12 protein-coding genes are annotated in these 17,791 nt (G+C 73.0%); all 12 read right to left on the bottom strand.

Annotated features, from left to right (window positions below; all coding sequences use genetic code 11):
• Positions 1-12: 12 nt before the first annotated feature.
• On the bottom strand, positions 13-891 hold the full coding sequence (locus ABZW30_RS01730; protein ID WP_355669009.1) for a phosphate ABC transporter ATP-binding protein: 879 nt from the start codon (positions 889-891) through the stop codon (positions 13-15).
• Between the two features lie 23 nt (positions 892-914).
• A complete protein-coding gene (locus ABZW30_RS01725) occupies positions 915-1,811 on the bottom strand; it encodes a class E sortase (RefSeq protein ID WP_355669008.1) in 897 nt (298 codons plus the stop codon).
• Entirely contained in the window at positions 1,808-3,661 is a 1,854-nt protein-coding gene (locus ABZW30_RS01720) for a substrate-binding domain-containing protein (protein ID WP_355669007.1), read from the bottom strand. Before ABZW30_RS01720 ends, ABZW30_RS01725 begins: the two co-directional genes overlap by 4 nt.
• Before the next feature lie 38 nt (positions 3,662-3,699).
• Positions 3,700-4,974 (bottom strand): phosphate ABC transporter permease PstA, encoded by a 1,275-nt coding sequence (gene pstA / locus ABZW30_RS01715; protein ID WP_355669006.1) that lies wholly within the window; start codon positions 4,972-4,974, stop codon positions 3,700-3,702.
• A gap of 55 nt (positions 4,975-5,029) precedes the next feature.
• Positions 5,030-6,061 (bottom strand): phosphate ABC transporter permease subunit PstC, encoded by a 1,032-nt coding sequence (pstC, locus tag ABZW30_RS01710; protein WP_355669005.1) that lies wholly within the window; start codon positions 6,059-6,061, stop codon positions 5,030-5,032.
• 366 nt (positions 6,062-6,427) lie between these two features.
• On the bottom strand, positions 6,428-9,061 hold the full coding sequence (locus ABZW30_RS01705) for a hypothetical protein (RefSeq protein ID WP_355669004.1): 2,634 nt from the start codon (positions 9,059-9,061) through the stop codon (positions 6,428-6,430).
• Positions 9,062-9,293: 232 nt separating this feature from the next.
• Positions 9,294-9,884: a hypothetical protein gene (locus tag ABZW30_RS01700; protein ID WP_355669003.1), complete on the bottom strand. Its 591-nt coding sequence runs from the start codon at positions 9,882-9,884 to the stop codon at positions 9,294-9,296.
• A 151-nt stretch (positions 9,885-10,035) separates the two neighbouring features.
• Positions 10,036-11,073 (bottom strand): substrate-binding domain-containing protein, encoded by a 1,038-nt coding sequence (locus ABZW30_RS01695; protein WP_355669002.1) that lies wholly within the window; start codon positions 11,071-11,073, stop codon positions 10,036-10,038.
• 330 nt (positions 11,074-11,403) lie between these two features.
• On the bottom strand, positions 11,404-11,808 hold the full coding sequence (locus ABZW30_RS01690; protein WP_355669001.1) for a hypothetical protein: 405 nt from the start codon (positions 11,806-11,808) through the stop codon (positions 11,404-11,406).
• On the bottom strand, positions 11,798-12,211 hold the full coding sequence (locus ABZW30_RS01685; protein ID WP_355669000.1) for a hypothetical protein: 414 nt from the start codon (positions 12,209-12,211) through the stop codon (positions 11,798-11,800). The genes ABZW30_RS01690 and ABZW30_RS01685 overlap by 11 nt, the downstream gene beginning before the upstream one ends.
• Before the next feature lie 146 nt (positions 12,212-12,357).
• The gene (locus tag ABZW30_RS01680; protein WP_355669051.1) at positions 12,358-14,025 is read right to left on the bottom strand and encodes a GAF domain-containing protein; all 1,668 of its coding nucleotides are present in this window, start codon (positions 14,023-14,025) and stop codon (positions 12,358-12,360) included.
• Positions 14,026-14,214: 189 nt separating this feature from the next.
• Positions 14,215-17,790, bottom strand: coding sequence for a thiol reductant ABC exporter subunit CydD (cydD, locus tag ABZW30_RS01675; RefSeq protein ID WP_355668999.1), 3,576 nt, complete (start codon positions 17,788-17,790; stop codon positions 14,215-14,217).
• Position 17,791 lies beyond the last annotated feature (1 nt).

The following is a 17,791-nucleotide window of genomic DNA, read 5'->3' as shown; positions in this document are numbered from 1 at the left end:
CCGGCAACTCCCTTAACCGAAGCGGCCGTTGACGTAGTCGGAGGTCCGCTGGTCGCGCGGGTTCCCGAAGATCTGCCCGGTCGGCCCGGCCTCGACGATCCGGCCCGGGGTGTCGTGGGTGGCCAGGAAGAACGCGCAGCTCTGCGAGACGCGCTGAGCCTGCTGCATGTTGTGGGTGACGATCACGATGGTCAGCCGCCCGCGCAGTTCGGCGATGGTCTCCTCGACCCGGCGGGTGGAGGTCGGGTCGAGCGCGGAGCACGGCTCGTCCATCAGCAGGATGTCCGGCGAGACGGCCAACGACCGTGCGATGCACAGGCGTTGCTGCTGGCCACCGGAGAGCGCGCCGCCCGGGGTCTGCAGCCGGGTGGCCACCTCGTCCCAGAGCCCGGCCCGGCGCAGGCTGGTCTCCACCAGGTGTCGGCGCTCCTCCTTGGACACCTTGATCCCGGCCAGCTTGAGCCCGCTGGAGACGTTGTCCTGGATGGACATCGCCGGGAACGGGTTGGGCCGCTGGAACACCATGCCGATCCGGCGCCGCACCTCGGCGGGGCGCCGGCCGGGCCGGTAGACGTCGTCCCCGTCCAGCAGCACCTCGCCGGCCAGGGCGGCGCCGCGCACCATCTCGTGCATCCGGTTGAGGATCCGCAGGTAGGTGGACTTGCCGCAGCCGGAGGGGCCGATCAGCGCGGTGACCCCGCCGGCCGGCATCGCCAGCGAGACCCGTTCCAGCACCTTGCGGCTGCCGAACCAGGCGGAGACGTCCCGGGTCTCCAGCCCGGCCAGCGGGCCGTCGCCGGGGCCCGCCACTGGGGTGACCGACGGGAGGGTGAGGGTGTCGGCGGCCCGGTCGGCCGCCGCGTCGTACGGCTGCTGGGTGGTGTCGGTCATCGGTACGGTCCTCCGGGCGCGCGTCAGTAGAGGTTGGGTAGCAGGGCGGCGGCGTTCTCGTAGACCGCCCAGAGCAGCGCGCCGACCACCGGCGCGAAGCTCAGGTAGACGGCCGACGGCCGCCAGTACCGGGCCAGCAGCAGCGCGCCGACCACCGCGCCCAGCAGCGCGAGCGACCACAGCTGCAGCGTGGCGAGCGCACCCTTGTCCGCGGCCAGCGCCTTGTCGTACGCGACGGTGGCGGGGCGGCCGCCGGGGTTCTGCTCGGGGTCGCCCTCCAGGCGGGCGCCGATCATCACGGTGGAGCCGGGGATCCAGTCGGAGTCGCCGGTGACCAGCACCAGCCGGTTGCGGACCGGGTCGGTGATCGGGTGGTCGCCGTCGCCGTACACGTTGACGGTGTAGGTGTACTTTCCCTGCCCGGTGGTGGCCTCGATCCTGTCGCCGACCCGCAGCTTGGACAGCTCGGCGAAGGGCGCGCCGAAGGTGGCGCCGCGCCCGAACACCACCGCGACCCCGCCCTGGCCGGGCAGCGCGGTGTCCCGCCGGTGGCCGGGGCCGCGCATCAGATCCCGGCCGGTGGTGCCCTCGACCACCACGGCCTGGTGCAGACCGATCGCCGGGATGTCCAGCAGCGCCACCGGGTCACCGTCGTCGGCCGAGCCGGTCGGGGCGACGGCCCGGGCGAGCTGGTCCCGGAAGGTCTTGTACGCGGCCGACTGGTAGTGCCGCTCCTGGACGTGCGAGAGCGTGAACAGGTAGCCGACGAAGCCCAGCACCAGCGCGGCCAACAGGCTGACCGCCCAGGCGCCCTGGAGGAACCGCCGCCGCGCGGGCGTGACGGCGGGCCGGGCGGGGGGCTCCTCGACCACGGGCGCCGGCGGCTGGACGGCCGGCTCCTCCAGGACCGGGGCCGTCACGAACCACCGCCGGAGCCCTTGTGCCGACGCAGCAGCCGACGGCCCAGCAGCGGCGGGACGAGCACCACGGCGAGCAGTTCCACCGCGGTGAGGGTGGAGAGCGTCCAGTCCTCGGGCTTGCCGCTCACCTCGACCACGTTGGCGGCGACCTCCGTGGAGCCGCCGCGGCTGCGGGCGACCACCTGCCCGGTCTGCGGGTCGACCACGTTCTCGGCAAGGTCGCCACCCGCGCCGCCGGCCGCGTTCGGATCCCCGGCCGCCGCGCCGCCCGCCGCGTTCGGGTCGCCGCCCGCCGCGGCGCCCCCGGCGCCCCCGGCGCCGCCCGCGTCACCGCCACCGCCCCCGCCGCCGGCCGCGCCCGCGGAGGAGCCGCCGGTGCCGCCGTGACCGTTGCCGCCGGACCCTCCGGTGCCACCCGTGCCACCGGTCCCGCCGGCCGCGCCGCCACCGCCCGAACCGCCGGAGCCGCCCGAACCGCCCTTGACCGGCTGGCCGTTCTGCACGGTGCAGTCCAGCGGCTGGCCCTGCTTGTCGCAGGGGCTGGGCATCGGCGCGTTCTTGAGGACGGTCAGCGCACCGGCCGAGTCGATGGTCGGGTTCGCACAGTGGGACAGCGTGTCCGGGTCGACCGGGCTGGCGTTGCCGGGGATCGACTTGGTCTGCAGCAGCCCACCGCGGACCAGGCCGCGCGGGATCGGCGAGTACCCGAGGCCGTCGGCCTCACCCTGGCCCTCGCAGAGCACGTACGCGAGGAAGCGGCTGAGCGCGGCGCCCTTGCCGTCGTTGAAGCGGCCCGGCGGGGGCAGCGCGGCACCCGCGCGCGGCACGATCACGTAGCTGTAGCTGGAGATCGGGTACGAGCGCGGGTCGTCCATGGTGTAGACGCCGTCGAGGTTCTGCTGCAGGTAGTTCGGGTCGGTGGACGGGGTGTTGTCGTCCACACCGCGGATCTTGGCGGCGGTGAGCGCCACGGCGACGTTGGAGGCGGTCGGCAGCGAGTAGTAGCCGGCCTGGTTGAGCACCTTCACGACCGGCCAGTTGCTGCGCTTGGCGAAGGCGTACTCGTCGTAGCCGATGGTGCCGAGGCCGGAGGGCGCCTTGATGTAGCCGGCCACGACGTCCGAGCCGTTCTGGGCGACCATCCGGCCGGACGGCGGGAAGAACTCGGTGTAATCACCGCAGGAGACGCCGTTGACGGACGCGCAGTACGCGTCCCACTGGTCCTTGTGGGTGTGCTCCATCCAACGGGTGAACTGCGCGGTGGCGCCGGAGCCGTCGGAGCGGACCACCGGGGTGATCGGCAGGTTGGGCAGCGTCCTGCCGTAGTCCGCGGTGATCTTCGGGTCGTTCCAGTTGGTGATCTTGCTGGTGAAGATGTCCACGATGGTCTGCGGGGACAGCCGCAGGTCGCGGACCTGCTTGCCGCCGACCACCAGGTTGTACATGAAGGTCGTGCCACCGGCGGTGATCGGGATGTACGAGAAGCCGTACGTCATCGTCTCCACGCCACCGGTGCCGGTGCGCTGGCCCGCCGAGTTCACACCGGAGTCCTGGGTGGTGCGGAACGGCACGTCGGAGGCGGTGAAGTCGTCCTGCCCGAGCAGCCACGAGTTGCGGCCGGCCGCCGAGCCGATCGGATTGAAGCTGATCTGGATGCCCTGCGGTCCGACGTCCTGGCGCCACTGGTCGATCGCCGGACCGGCCCAGCTGGAGCCGTCGGCGCTCAGCGCGACGGACGCCGCGTAGGCCTTCGAACCGGGCCCCAGCAGCGGGGCGGCCGCGAGCAGGAACAGGGACATCAGCAGGGCGAGCCAGCGGGCCACGGGGCGGCCGGCAGCCTCCCACGACATGGGAACTCCTCTGGGGCGGAAGGGGGTCGGGTGAGTCATCAGCTGTTCCCCGGCCGCGTCGCGACCGGCCCGGGCACCGGGGCGGTGCGGGCCACGGCCGGGCGGACGGAGCCGGACGGGCCGGCGGCCCGCGCGCCGGCCTCGACGCGGCGCGCCTCCCGGTCGATCCGGCGCTTCCGGCGCCGCGTCAACTCGCCCGGCTTGCGCCCGCCGAGCACGCGCGCGGTGACGAACAGGATCAGCACCAGTGCCATCAGGGTCAGTCCGGCCGCGAAGGCGCGGGCGACCATCTCGGGGTAGGGCTGCTTGACGTAGTTCCAGATGTACAGCGGCAGCGACACCTGGTGCTCGTGGAACGGGTCGGCGTTGAACTGCGAGGTGAATCCCGAGGTCAGCAGCACCGGGGAGGTCTCGCCGATGCCGCGCGCCATGCCGAGCACCACGGCCGTCACCAGGCCGGGCCGGGCGGTCGGCAGCACCACGTTCCACACCGTGCGCCACTGGCTGCCGCCGAGCGCGTACGAGGCCTCGCGCAGGGTGCCGGGCACCAGCCGGATGACCACCTCGGAGGCCCGGGTGACGATCGGCATCATCATCACGGTCAGCGCGAGCGAGGCCGCGAAGCCGCTCTTCTCGGCACCGAAGGTGATGATGAAGACGCCGAGGATGAACAGCCCGGCTACGATGGACGGCAGCGCGGTCATCGCCTCGACCAGCGTCCGCACCGGCTTGGCCAGCCGGCCGCCGACCTCGGACATGAAGATCGCCGCCGCGATGCCCAGCGGCACCGCGAACAGCGTGGCCAGGCCCAGCTGTTCGAGCGAGCCGACGATCGCGCTGAGCGCGCCGCCGGAGGTGATCGGGGAGAGCGCGGCGGTCCGCTCCATCGACTCGGTGAAGAAGTTGAGGTGCTGGGCCGCCTCGTAGCCGCGGCTCGCCACGTAACCGATCTGGTCACCGATCAGCGCGACCACCAGCAGCCCGGAGCTCCAGGCGACCACCGACACCAGCCGGTCGCGCACCATGAGCCTGCCCCACTGCAGCCGGCCGAGCGTGAAGTAGCCCGCCAGGAACAGGACGTACCAGCAGACCAGGAAGCCGAACACGCCGCTGAACGGCAGCACCCGCTCGTACAGCATCCAGTTCAGCGCCAGCGAGCCGACCAGCGAGCCGGCCACGGTGAACACGTCCTCGCGGGTGACGCCGCCGAGCCGCACCTTGGTCTCGGGGCACGACGGCGCGGCCTCGGCGGGCGCGTCGGGGGAGCCGGGGGGCTCGGCCGCGGCGACCGGTGGCAGGTCGAGCGTGGTCATCGGGTGGTTCCCTTCGACGGGGTCGGGGCGGGGCCGGCCATGGCGGTACGCCGCCTCAGTCCGCGGTGGAGGCCCCGGAGCGGGACCGGTTGATCACGAAGCCGGCCGCCACGTTGACCAGCAGGGTCAGCGCGAACAGCACCAGGCCGGCCGCCATCAGCGCGGAGAGCGAGAGCGCGTCCGACTCGCCGAAGCGCAGCGCGATGAGCGCCGAGATCGAGTTGGCGCCGTTCTCCAGGATGTGCGTGATGGTCTTGAAGCTCGGCGAGATGATCAGCGCGACCGCGATCGTCTCGCCCATCGCCCGCCCGAAGCCCAGCATGATCGCACCGATCACGCCGCCCTTGCCGAACGGCAGCACCACCGTGCGCACCATCCCCCAGCGGGTCGACCCCAGCGCGTAGGCGCCCTCCCGCTCACCCTGCGGGGCCTGGGAGAAGACCTCCCGACTGAGCGAGGTCACGATCGGGATGATCATCAGCGCGACGACCACGCCCGCGATGAAGGTGGACGAGGTGTAGGAGGTGCCGATGTCGCCGGTGCGCACCTTCAGGAAGGGGATCGCGTCGCCGAGGTGATTGGTGAGCCAGCGGACGAAGCCGATGATGCGCGGCTGGAGGAAGAAGAGCCCCCACAGGCCGTAGATGATGCTGGGGATCGCCGCCATCAGGTCGATCAGCGAGATCAGCGCCGCGCGCAGCCGGACCGGCGCGTACTCGGAGATGAAGATCGCGGTGAAGAGGGCGACCGGCACGGCGATCGCCAGCGCGATCACCGCGATCAGCAGGCCGTTCGGCAGGACGGCGGCGATGCCGAAGTTGTGGGCGGCGGTCTGCCACTTCTGTTCGGTCAGGAAGGACGGGCCGACGGCGCGCAGCGCGTCCGCGCCCCGGAGGATCAGGAAGAACGCGATCAGCCCCATGATCGCGAAGACCGAGAGCCCCGCGATCCGCAGCACCCCCCGGAACACCCGGTCGCCCGGGGTCGCGGGGGCGGTGATGACGCGCGGGACGTCCCGGTCCGGCCCGTGGTCGGGTTGGCCTGGCGCCCCGGCGTACGGTGCCGCGGGCTCGGCGGCGGATGTCATGGTCTGCTCTCCGTGCTCGGCTGCGGGGGCGGATCCGGTGCGCACCCATTCGGCCAGCCGGAGGTGGCCGGATCGGGTCGACCGTGTGTACGAGGGCCCAACGCCGCGACTGCGTAGTGGAGTTGGGAACTCCAGATGGCTCGGGACGGCCGGCGAATGACACGGCCGCGGTGGTCCTTGACATCAACTCACTTGAATGAAGCGTGACTTGAGTCACATCAGGCACGGTCCGACCGCCGGCTCGTTCCATTCCAGAGATCAACGCGCTTCGACACAGGGCCACTCGGCGCACGCGAAGAAGACTCGGCGGGGCCGGACCGGCGGCCCCGCCGAGTCGTTCGGCGGTGCGGTCAGTGCGGTGCTACGTCACGGGCGGCGGCGCACCCGGGCCCAGCCCCGCCACACCCCGGCCACCGCCCGCGCCCCGGTGGGCGTACCGCCCAGGACCAGGGCCGCCGGACCACCGACCAGCAGCACCCCGCCCCCGATCAGCGCGATGGGCAGGAGCAGCCGGGCCATGCCGGAGCGGTCGGACGCCGGAGTACCGGCGGCGACGGGCGCGGCGGACAGCGACTTGCCGGGCACGCTCGGGGTCGCACCGGGCTTGGCCGCCGGGGCGGCCGCAGCAGGGGCGCCGGCACCGCCGGCCGCGGTACCGGCAGCGCCACCGGCGCCCGTGCCGCCGCCGGACGGACCGCCGGTGGAGCCGAGGCCGGAGCCGCCGGTCGAGGAGTCCCCGGAGCCCCCGGCCGGGCCCGCGCCCTCGCCCACCCGGGTGACCGAGGCGACGTTCGGGGCGCCGCCGCCCCGGCCGCCGGCGGCCGGGGTCGAGCCGTCGCCGCCGGTCGCGGGCGGGTTCGGCGGCGCGGCCTGGTTGCCGGGCAACTTGGCGTCCTGCGCCTCCAGGTGGCTGATGGCGTCGGCCGCCTGGGTCCGCTGGGCGGCGGTCAGGGCGAGGAAGCCGGGGGCGAGGTGGCCGGGCTCGTGGCCGTACACCTGCCCGGTGGTGGTGACCGCGCGCATGAACGTGCTCATCGCGGCCACCTTGTCGGCCGCGACGTCCCTGGTCGGGAGCATCGCGTACTGAACGCTGGTCAGCGGGTAGGCCTTCTGGTCCCGGGAGAAGGCCGTGTCGGACGTGCCGTACGGCAGGGACTGGACACCGCTGGCCTGGTCGACGGTCATGTCGGCGACGGCGGCCTGGAACCCCGGGCCGTCCGGCGGGGCGAAACCACCGGCGGGATTGAGCAGTTGGGCCTCGGGGAGTGAGTAGGCCTTGGCCTGGCCGGAGTCCATGATCGAGATCAGCTTGCGGTGTCCGAGCGCCTGCGGAAGGCACGCCAGGTGGCTTCCGTCGCTCTCCGGCTGGGAGTTGATGCAGTTGGGCTGGCGCCACAACATCCTTCGCAGCACGTCCTTCAGCCCGGTGGCGATCGGGTTCCACTCGTACTGCTTCACGTGCTGGTTGAAGTCCTCCTTCGCGCCGTCGATCCCGGAGGAGTCCTGCCGGACGAAGGAGTCGACCGGGTACCCGGAGAACGTCGGGCGCAGGTAGTAGGTGTCCACGTGCATTCCCCACGGGTCCGGCTCGCCGTCCAGGAAGCGGACGGCGTCCGGATCCGACGCGATCCACGACGTCAACTGGTACGTCAGGTCGGAGATGCCGCCGAACACCGTGGGGCTGAAGTCCTGGTAGGTGCACGATGCCGGCCAGGAGAGCTTGCTCTCCGGGGGAAGCGGGTTGAGTTTCAGGAACTCCGGGTCGGCGAAGATGCAGTTGGGGTTGCCCCTGACCGAGGCGACACCGCCTCCGCCGGAGTAGGACTGCGTGAGCAGCTTGGCCATCAGCCGCGCGTTGAGCCGCATGTCGGTGATCTGTCGGCCTGCCGCCGGGTCGTCCACCAGGAACGCCACGGAGATCCCCGACGCCGCCACCGGGGCGTACACATACGGCCGCGGCGGTGCCTGGGTGTCCGGCCGGGCGGTCAGCGCCATGTCCTGGGCACCGGACAGGAAGTCCGACCGCGCCTGCGCGTCACCGTTCGCGAAGCCGTACGTCAGTGACATCGGCTCGTTGCCCTGGCACAACCCGGCCTGCCACTGCTCCATCGCCCGCTTCGCCGGCTCAAGGCCGGACACCCGGAAGGCGGCGTGCTGGTCCGGGCAGGCCTTCGCCGTCGGCGCGAACTCCAGGGGTACGACGGCACGACGCCCCCAGGAGCACTCCTCGCCCGTCTTGAACTTCGTCCACTTGTTGAGTGCACCCTCAAGACGGCCGTTGGAGGGCATGTCAAGGGCGCTGTCCAGGGTGTGGTTCTCGCAGTTGACCACACCCTTCCTCGTCGTGTCGGTGAAGCCGAGTGTGTCGCCGCCGTAGTTCGGCTCCACCACCAACGAGCACGGGTGCTTGTCGTCGCAGCCCAGTGTGGGACTCTGGTCCGCGGTGAAGAGCTCGATGTCCGCGAAGCCCGAGCCGTCCGCCCCGGTGACCGCGAGGACCATGTTGGTCGGGAAGTCGGGCGCCGTCGAATAGCCGACCGGCGTCTTCTGATCGAAGCCTGACGCCGGGTCGGCGTTGTACAGGGTGCTGTCGTAGCAGTCCGTGACCTTCGGGTCCGTTCCCCGGCACTGGTACACCCGGACCTGGTAGTACGGCTGGAGTTCGAGTCGGCTGCCCGGCCCGTTCGACCAGAGGTCCCCGTTCTTGGCGGTCGACGGGGTGAACCCCTTCCAGCTGACGTGGACCACCTGGTTGACCAGGTTCTTCGTCTGGGCGACAGTGACGCTCCCCACCTCAGGGCCGGTCTTGCCGTCCTTCGGATGCAGGAGCTTGGGCCCCGCGACGGTGACCGCGGAGTCCTCCGCCGCGGCTTGCGGCACAGCGCCGAGGCTGATCGGCACCACACCGATCGCCACTACCACCGACCACACCAGCGCGATCGCCGGAATCCGGCGACGCCACCGCTCCGGATGTCTCCGGTCGGGCAGGCGGACTCTCATGGCGGGCACCTCCGTGCGGTTGCGCGCCGCCGAGACGCGCGGCGCAGGGAGATCGGGCTGCGAGCGGCCAACGATTCCGGTACGCATCCATTCGGCCAGCCATAGGTGGCCGACTCCGGTCGCGCACGTGTACGGGACCACAACGCGGCGCCCCTGTGGTGGAGTTGGCGCCTCCATGGAGAACGGGCCCGTGCCACCCGGCCCGGGCCCGTCGATCACGTCGCGCTGGTGCTCAGCCGTTGAAGGTGAGCGAGAACGAACCGACCGACTGACCACCGGTGAAGAAGGTGGTGTTCAGCTGGGCGTCGAGGAACTGCGCGCCGGTGGTGTCCAGCGTGAGGTTGCTCGCGGCCAGGGTCTGGGTGGTGCCGCTCTGGGCGCTCTCCTGAACGCCGGCCGGCCGCAGCAGCGAGACCGGCGCGGTGGCGCCGTCCGGCACGCCGGTGAGGCGCCAGCGGTCGGCACTGAACGCGAGCTGCTTGAAGAGCACGCTCTTGCCGGTCTGGATGTCGACGAAGAGCAGGCTGCCGTCCAGTGTCGCGTTGCCGTAGTAGCCGCGCAGGTTGATGCTGCCGCCGGTCACCGGAAGGGTCGTCGACAGGCCCTTGGTGGTGTCGTAGGAAACACTGGCGTTCGGCAGCGGAACGATGAACACGCCGCTGCCGGCCGCGCTCTGCAGGAACGTGTTGTTCTCGATCACTACGGCGCTGCCGGTGGGGATGGCGGCGGGCGCGGTGTCGGCTGCGGCAAGGCCGCTGAAGCCGGTCACGGCGAGAACGACCGCGACGCCGCCGGCGAGGAACCGGGCGGTGGTACGGGACATACGAGTCTCCTTGGGAGAGGAAGGTTCCGCGCTGGGGGTGGGACACCGGTCCGAGGACCGGTCGGCATGCCCCGGTCCCCTCGAGAAGACCTGCCGTTGGGCCGGTGGCCACGGACGCGGAGCCCGTGACCACCGGATGGTGCGGGGTGAATCAGGTGAGGGTGGCGACACCGCAGGCCGGGGTGGCCAGGAAGCCGTAGCTCGCCAGGTCGGCGGCGGCGACCGAGTCGTTGCAGATCCAGCCGGTGGAGCCGAAGATGTTCTGGAGGGCCTGGCCGTGGGCGTCGGTCGCGTTCCACTCGGCGTCCCGGAAGACGTTGTAGACCACGCGGCCGAACTGCGAGTTGGCGATGTCGATGTTGATCTGGTTGTTGACGACCGGCGGCACGGAGACGCCGTTGAGCACGACGTTGCGCAGGGTCAGGTTGCTGGGAGCGTCGGTCGACGTGGTGTGGCCACCGACGGTCTGGCCGATGTAGTGGGCGACGGAGTACGGGAAGACGACGTTCGCGTCCTGGAGTGCGGTGTCGGTGCCCTCGTTCTCCTCCGGGCCGCTGACGACGCACTGGGTGTTCGGGGTGGTCACGCCGATCGCGCTCAGGAAGAAGGCGCGCGTGCCGGAGTCGGTCTGCGGCAGGTACGGCTTGATGGTGGCGTTCGCCAGGCTCGGGTCGATCTGCTGCCAGTTGGTGATGGAGCAGGTGTAGATCCCGTTGAGCTGGGCCGCGGTCAGCTGCGCCGGGGCGTTGCCGCCCGACTGGGCGGACCAGGTCACCGCGTCCTTCGCCAGCACGACGAAGTCCAGGCCGTGGGCGTCGGTCGGCTGCGGGGCACGCGAGGAGCGGGCGAAGTCGACGGTCGCGCTGGTGTTGGCGACCAGGGCCTTGATGCCTGCGCCGGAGCCGTTCGGGCGGGCGATCGAGGTGGCACCGGTCTTGGTGGTGATCGGCGAGGAGCCGGTCGCGTCCCAGCTGTACAGGTGCGGCGCGGTGGAGCCGGAGCCCAGGGAGGCGTTGTAGTCGGTCGAGAACTGGTTCAGGACGGACTGGATGGTGTCCGAGCCGACGCCCACGATGTCCTGAGCGGCCGGGGTGACGGTCGGGTCGGCCAGGGCCGAGCCGCCGGCGATGGCGACCAGGGAGGTCGCCAGGGCGGCGGCGGTGAGCAGCTTGGCAGCGGTCTTGCGCATGTTCCTGTTCCTCCGATGGGAGAGACGTACATCGCGTGAACCCGTGCTCCGAGGGGGGAGTTCGGGGCCGGTGGCCGCGTCCGCTGCGGCCCGTCCGGCAGTGCTGATCCTGTCCGGCCCGGAGGTTCCGTCGGAAGGGCGGTGGAGCTCGGCCCGGTAGTGTCGGCTCATCGGTTCGACGAGGTTTAGGCACTGGTCAGCGTGGACGCGACAGGGCGGGAACGGACTCTCCGAGCGCCGCCGACGTTCTTCTCCAGGAGACTGCTCGGGGTGTTGCCGGAAACCTGCGCTTCACCGGAACCGCACGGACGGCCGTCGGATCACCGCCGATCACAGCGACCGGCGGCCGTCCCGCCCGCCCCGCCGCAACTCCTGGCCCACCCACTGCAGTCCGGCCAGGAAGCCCTCGACGCCCGCCTGGCACTGGTCGCGCCGCAGGTAGCCGCGCGCGCTCCGGGCCACCGGGAGGGCGCCGGGGGAGCCCGGCCGGGTACTGCGCACCGGCAGGTAGGCGGACCACACCCACTGCCGCCCCTCGGACTGCGCGACGGAACACCGAAGGGCGGCCCGCTCGATGAGTAACTCCCGCACGGCATCGGTGAGTTCCTCCTCGTTCCGGTACACGCGTACGCCGACCCCGAGCGGCCGCCCGTTGGCAGCACGCAGTGCCCAGCCCACACAGTGGTCGGCCGCGGGCAGGATCAGCAGCCGCGGTCCGCGCCGCTCAGCGGCCATCGGGGCGTCTCGACGGCACGGCTCTCTCGGGCAGTTCACGGGCCGGCTGCTTGGCGAGCAGCACCACGAAGCGCCGGAAGGCGTTCTGGCACGTCGCGTACCGCTCGTAGGCGCGGCTGGACCGCACCTCGGGGAGGCTGCGCGATCCGGGGATGACCCAGATCCATCCGATGCCGTCGCGGACATGGGTGATCCGCGCGGTCAGTTCGGCGGCCCCGGCACGCAGACCGTCGAAGCCCCGCTCGGCCTCGCCGGGCGTATCGAACAGCGCGGCGGTGATCGCCACCACCCGGCCGTTGGGCGCCTTCAGCTGCCAGCGGTAGCGCCCGTCCGGAGCGCGCTCGGTCCGGAACCCCCCTCGACTTGCCCCTGCTGCGGTATTACCGCGGCCGGAAGCGTTCACTGCCCCCTCCGTCCGGTTTCCCCTCCGAGACGGATGACAAGCTATGTGTGCACACGGAACCACCGAAAGCCCAGAACGTTCACAACTTGCGCTGTTGGTCGGGAAGTTCTCCCTCGTTCAGCTTTCACCTAACGCTTGTTGCGCGCCTACAGCCGGGCCGTCCAGCGCACCGTCGCCCCTTTCCGGTAGGGCCCGCTCTCGTGCCAGGCGGCCCCGCCGAGCGCCTCCGCCCGCCGGGTCAGGTTGAGCAGTCCGCTGCGCCGCCCGCCCGCCGGAATGCCCACCCCGTCGTCGGTCACGGTGAGCAGCACGCCGGGCCGCCCGCCCCGGTCCAGCGACTCGGGGTCACCGCCGACCGGCCGGCCGCCGTCGTCCAGGTGGACGGTCGCGTCGATCTCCACGCCGACCCGGGAGGCCCGCGCGTGCCGGGCCGTGTTGGAGAGCATCTCCCGTAGCGCGGCCAGGAGTTGACGCCCGGTGTTCTCGCCGACCAGGCTCTCGACCGGCCCGACGAAGCTCACCGAGGGTTTGAAGCCCAGCGCGGCCGCGGCCTGGCTGGCCTCCCGCAGCACCCGGGTGCGCAGGGTGTCGGGGGCGTCGCCGTGGTTGTCGTGCTGGAGGGCGTAGATGGTGGTGCGGACCTCCTGGATGGTGGCGTCCAGTTCGTCCACCGCGTTGCCGATGCCGACCTTCACCTCGGGGACGACGGAGCGCCGGGCGGCGCTCTCCAGCATCATCCCGGTGGCGAACAGCCGCTGGATCACCAGGTCGTGGAGGTCGCGGGCGATCCGGTCGCGGTCCTGGAAGACGGCGAGGCGCTGCTGGTCGCGCTGGCCCTCGGCGAGCCGCAGGGCGAGGGCGGCCTGCGAGGCGAAGGTCTCGGCGAGCTGCTTCTCGGAGTCGGTGAACGGCAGCGCGCCGCGCGGGCGCCAGACGCAGAGCCCGCCGAGCACCCGCCCGGCGGCGACCATCGGGACGGCCATGGACGGGCCGAAGCTGCGGGCGAGCCGGATCACCACGGTCGGGTCGCTGGACATGTCGTCCAGGTGGACGCTCTCCCCCGCGAGCAGCCGGGACGCGAAGCTGTCCTCGGGCAGCAGCTCGCCGCGGACGAACTCGGCGGCCTCGCCGGAGGCGTGGGCGACCCGCATCTGGCCATCGCCCTCGCCGGCCGGACCGGTGGGCAGCAGGATCATGCCGAGCGCGGCGTCCGCCAACTCCCGCACCTGCTCGGCCGCGACGGTCAGCGCGCCCTCGGCCTGCTCGGTGGAGAGCAGCGCGGTGGTGACGGCGGCGGCGCCGGCGATCCAGCGTTCGCGACGGCGCCCCTCCTCGTACAGCCGGGAGTTCTCGATCGCCACGCCGGCGGCCGCGGCGAGGGCGTGCACCACCTGCTCGTCCTCGGGGGTGAAGGCGCCGCCGCCCTTCTTCTCGGTGAGGTAGAGGTTGCCGAAGACCTCGTCGCGGATCCGGATCGGCACGCCCAGGAAGGTCCTCATCTGCGGGTGGTGCGGCGGGAATCCGGAGGAGCGCGGATCGGCTCCGAGGTCGGCCAGCCGCAGCGGCTCGGGGCGGTCGATGAGCGCGCCGAGGATGCCGCGTCCGGCGGGCAGTTCGCCGATCCCGGCGGCGGTCTCGTCGTCGATGCCGACGTGGATGAAGTCGGCCAGGCCGTGCCCGCCGGGGGCGATCACGCCGAGCGCCGCGTACCGGGCGTCGACCAGTTCGGCGGCGCCGGTGGCGATCCGGTGCAGGGTGGCGTGCAGGTCGAGCCCCGCGCCGATGGAGACCACCGCCTCCAGCAGGCGCTGCATCCGGTCGGTGACCGCGGCGGCGGACTGGAGGCGCTCCGCGACCTCGGTGACCAGGGTGTCCAGCCCGAGTGAGGCGATCTCGGGCACCCGATGGGGTGTCGGCTCGGAAGCGTCCTCGGGGAGGTCTGGCGTGGGGTCCATGAAGAAAGCCTAGTTTGTACGGTTTTCAGCCGAAGGAAGACGCAGCTTTCAGAGACCCGCCGGCTCCAGCAGGCCGTCCGCCTCCCGCTCCCGCCGCCACATCGCGTGCAGCCGCCCGTCCGGGTCGGCGACCAGCTCGGACCAGCGGCCGCGCTCGGCCACCCGGCCGCCGTCCAGCACCAGCACCTCGTCCACGGTGGCGTCGTCCAGCCCGGCGAGCCGGTGGGTGATCAGCACGGTGGTGCGGCCCTCGGTGGCGGCCAGCAGGTCGGCGGTGAGGGCGTCGGCGGTGGGCAGGTCGAGGTGCTCGGCGGGCTCGTCCAGGACGAGTACGGGGAAGTCCGCGAGCAGCGCCCGGGCGAGGGCGAGCCGCTGGCGCTGGCCGCCGGAGAGCCGGGCGCCGTGCTCACCGACCATGGTGTCCAGGCCGTCCGGGAGGCCCTCCGTCCAGTCCAGCAGCCGGGCGGCGGCGAGCGCGGCGCGCAGCTCGGTCTCGTCCGCGCCGGGGCGGGCCAGCCGCAGGTTCTCCCGCAGGGAGCTGTCGAAGACGTGGGCGTCCTGGGCGCAGAGGCCGATCACCCGGCGGACGTCCTCGTCCGCGAGCGCGCGACTGTCCACAGCCTGTGGACGACCGGCGGCGAAGGTGACGGACCCGGCGCCGGGCTCCAGGAAGCGCAGCAGCGCCTGGGCGAGGGTGGTCTTGCCGGAGCCGGACGGACCGACCACGGCGATCCGGCGGCCGGGGGCGAGGTCGAGGTCCACCCCGGCGAGCGCGTCCACGGCCTGCCCGGGGTGCCGTACGGTCAGCCCGCGCACCGCGACGGGCAGCGGCTGCTCGGGCAGGGCGACGGGCTCGGCGGGGGTGGTGACCGGGGCGGGAGCGTCCAGCAGCTCGTCCAACCGGGCCTGCGCGGCGCGGCTGCGCTGGCGGGCCTGGACGGCGAGCGGCATCCCGGTGACGGCCTCGAAGGCGGCCAGCGGGGTCAGCACCACCAGCGCCAGGCAGACCGGCGCCAGCGCCCCGTCACGCACCCCCTGGATGCCGACGGCCGCCGCGCCCACCACCGTCAGGCCGGTGAGCAGCGCGATCAGCCCGGTGCCGAGCGCGGTGGTGGCGGCCGAGCGGGCGGCCAGCCGGGTCAGCGCGGTGTCGGCGGCGCGGACGGCGGACAGCCGGCCGGGCAGGGCGCCGGCCACGGTGAGCTCGGCGGTGCCGGTGAAGGCGTCCACCACGGTGGTGGCCAGCTGTCCGCGGGCCGGGGCCTGGCGCCGCTCGGCGCCGGCCGACCAGCGGGCGGCCAGCGCGGGCACCAGCACGCCGGCGAGCAGCAGGCCGAGGCCGAGCACCAGTCCGGCGGCGGGCAGGAAGGCACCCATCGCCACTGCCGAGGCCAGCGCCACCACGGCGGCGACGGCGGCGGGCAGCCGCCAGCGCAGGTAGTGGTCCTGGATCGCGTCGACGTCGGCGACCAGCCTGGAGAGCAGGTCGCCGCGTCGGAAGGCGGGCAGCCCGGCCGGGGCGAGCACGGTCAGCCGCCGGTAGACGGCTGCCCGCAGGGTGCCGAGGGTGCGCAGCACGGCGTCGTGCGAGACCAGCCGCTCGGTGTAGCGGAAGAAGCTGCGGCCGATGCCGAAGGCGCGGACCGCGGTGACGGCCATCATCAGGTAGAGCACGGGGGGCATCTGGGAGGCCCGGGAGATGAGGTAGCCGGAGGTGGCCATCAGGGCGACGGCGCAGCCGAGGGCGAGCGAGCCGAGCAGGACGGACAGCGCCAGCCGGGGGGCGGCGGGCTCGGTCCCGGGCTCCTCGGGCTCGGCGGGGGCGGGCGTGGGCCGGACTGTCACTCGCCCGCTCGCCTCCGGGCGCTCGGACCCGGCGCCGACGCTCTTCGCTCCGACACCGGCGTGCCCTTCGGTTCGGGGCGGGGCCGGGTGGCCGAGCAGGGCGACCGGCTCCGGGGCCGCGGCGGCAGCGGGCCCCGCCAGCCGGACCCGCTCGTCCGCGACCGCCAGCAGCGCCGGCCGGTGGGCGACGACCAGCACGGTGCGCGCCGGGTCCTCGGCGAGGGTCCGGACGGTGTCCACGACGGCGGCCTCGGAGCCGCCGTCCAGGTTGGCGGTGGGCTCGTCCAGCAGCACCAGCGGCCGGTCGTCGGCGAGCAGCACCCGGGCGAGCGCGAGGCGCTGGCGCTGTCCGGCGGAGAGCCCGGCACCGTCCTCCCCCAGCCGGGCGTCCAGGTCGGTGACGAAGTCGAGGGCGTGGGCGGCCCGCAGCACCGTCCACAGCTGGCCGTCGGTCGCCGCCGGGCGGTAGAGCCTCAGGTTCTCGGCGACCGTCCCGGCGAACAGGTGGGGGTGCTGCGGCACCCAGGCGATCTGCCGCCGCCAGCTCTCCGGCTCCAGCTCGGCGAGGTCGTACGCGCGCCCGTCGGCGGTGGTGATCCGGACGGTGCCGGCCTCGGGGGTGGTGAGGCCGAGCAGCACGGACAGCAGGGTGGACTTGCCGGCCCCGCTCGGGCCGGTGAGGGCGGTGCTGGAGCCGGGACGCAGGGTCAGCGCGGCGCCGTCCAGCGCGGGCACGGCGCGCCCGGGGTGGCGTACGGTCAGGCCCTCGGCGGTGATCACGGCGCCGGTGAGCTCGGGGGCGGGGCGGGTACCCGCGGCGGGCAGCGGGGTCTCCAGCACCCGGAAGATCTCGTCGGCGGCCGTCAGGCCCTCGACGCTGGAGTGGTAGAGCGCGCCGACCTGGCGGATCGGGAAGTACACCTCGGGGGCGAGGACGAGGATCAGCAGCCCGGTCTCCAGGTCGAGCGAGCCGTCCACCAGCCGGAAGCCGATGGTGACCGCGACCAGCGCGACGGACAGGGTGGAGAGCAGCTCCAGCGCGAAGGAGGAGATGAAGGCGATCCGCAGGGTGCGCAGGGTGGCGCGGCGGTAGTCGGCGGTGATCCGGGCGATGGTGGCGGCCTGGGCGCGGGCCCGGTTGAACACCTTGAGGGTGGGCAGCCCGGCGACCACGTCGAGGAAGTGGTGGGAGAGCCGGGCCAGGGTGTCCCACTGGCGGTCCATCCGGGACTGGGTGGCCATCCCGATCAGCACCATGAACAGCGGGATCAGCGGCAGCGTCCCGGCGATGATCGCGGCCGAGGTGAAGTCGGCGCCGGCGATCCGCAGCAGCACGATCACCGGGACGACCACGGCGAGGGCCAGCTGCGGCAGGTAGCGGGCGAAGTAGTCGTCGAGGGCGTCGATGCCGCGGGTGGCGAGGGTGGTGAGTTCGCCGGTGCGCCGGCCCGCCAGGTAGGACGGGCCGAGCGCGGTGGCGTGGTCGAGCAGCCCCAGTCGCAGGGTGGACTTCACCCGGGCGACGGAGCGGTGCGCGGTGAGCTCGGTGAGCCAGCCGACCAGCCCGCGCCCGACGGCCGTCAGGGCGAGCAGCACCAGCGGGGTGGTCAGTTCGCCGAGGGTGGCGCCGCGCTGGAAGCCGCGGACGACGATCTCGGCGATCAGGCTCGCCTGGGCGACCACCAGGGCCGCGCCCGCCCCGCCGAGGAGCACGGATCCGGCGAGGAAGGCACGGGTGGTGCGGGCGTACCCGAGGAGTCGGGGGTCGACCGGCTTCACG

Origin of the sequence: Kitasatospora sp. NPDC004669 (genome assembly GCF_040609455.1) — a bacterium.
Lineage (GTDB): Bacteria > Actinomycetota > Actinomycetes > Streptomycetales > Streptomycetaceae > Kitasatospora.
Note: the sequence above shows the minus strand (reverse complement) of the source record. Positions and strands in the feature narration are given on the sequence as shown.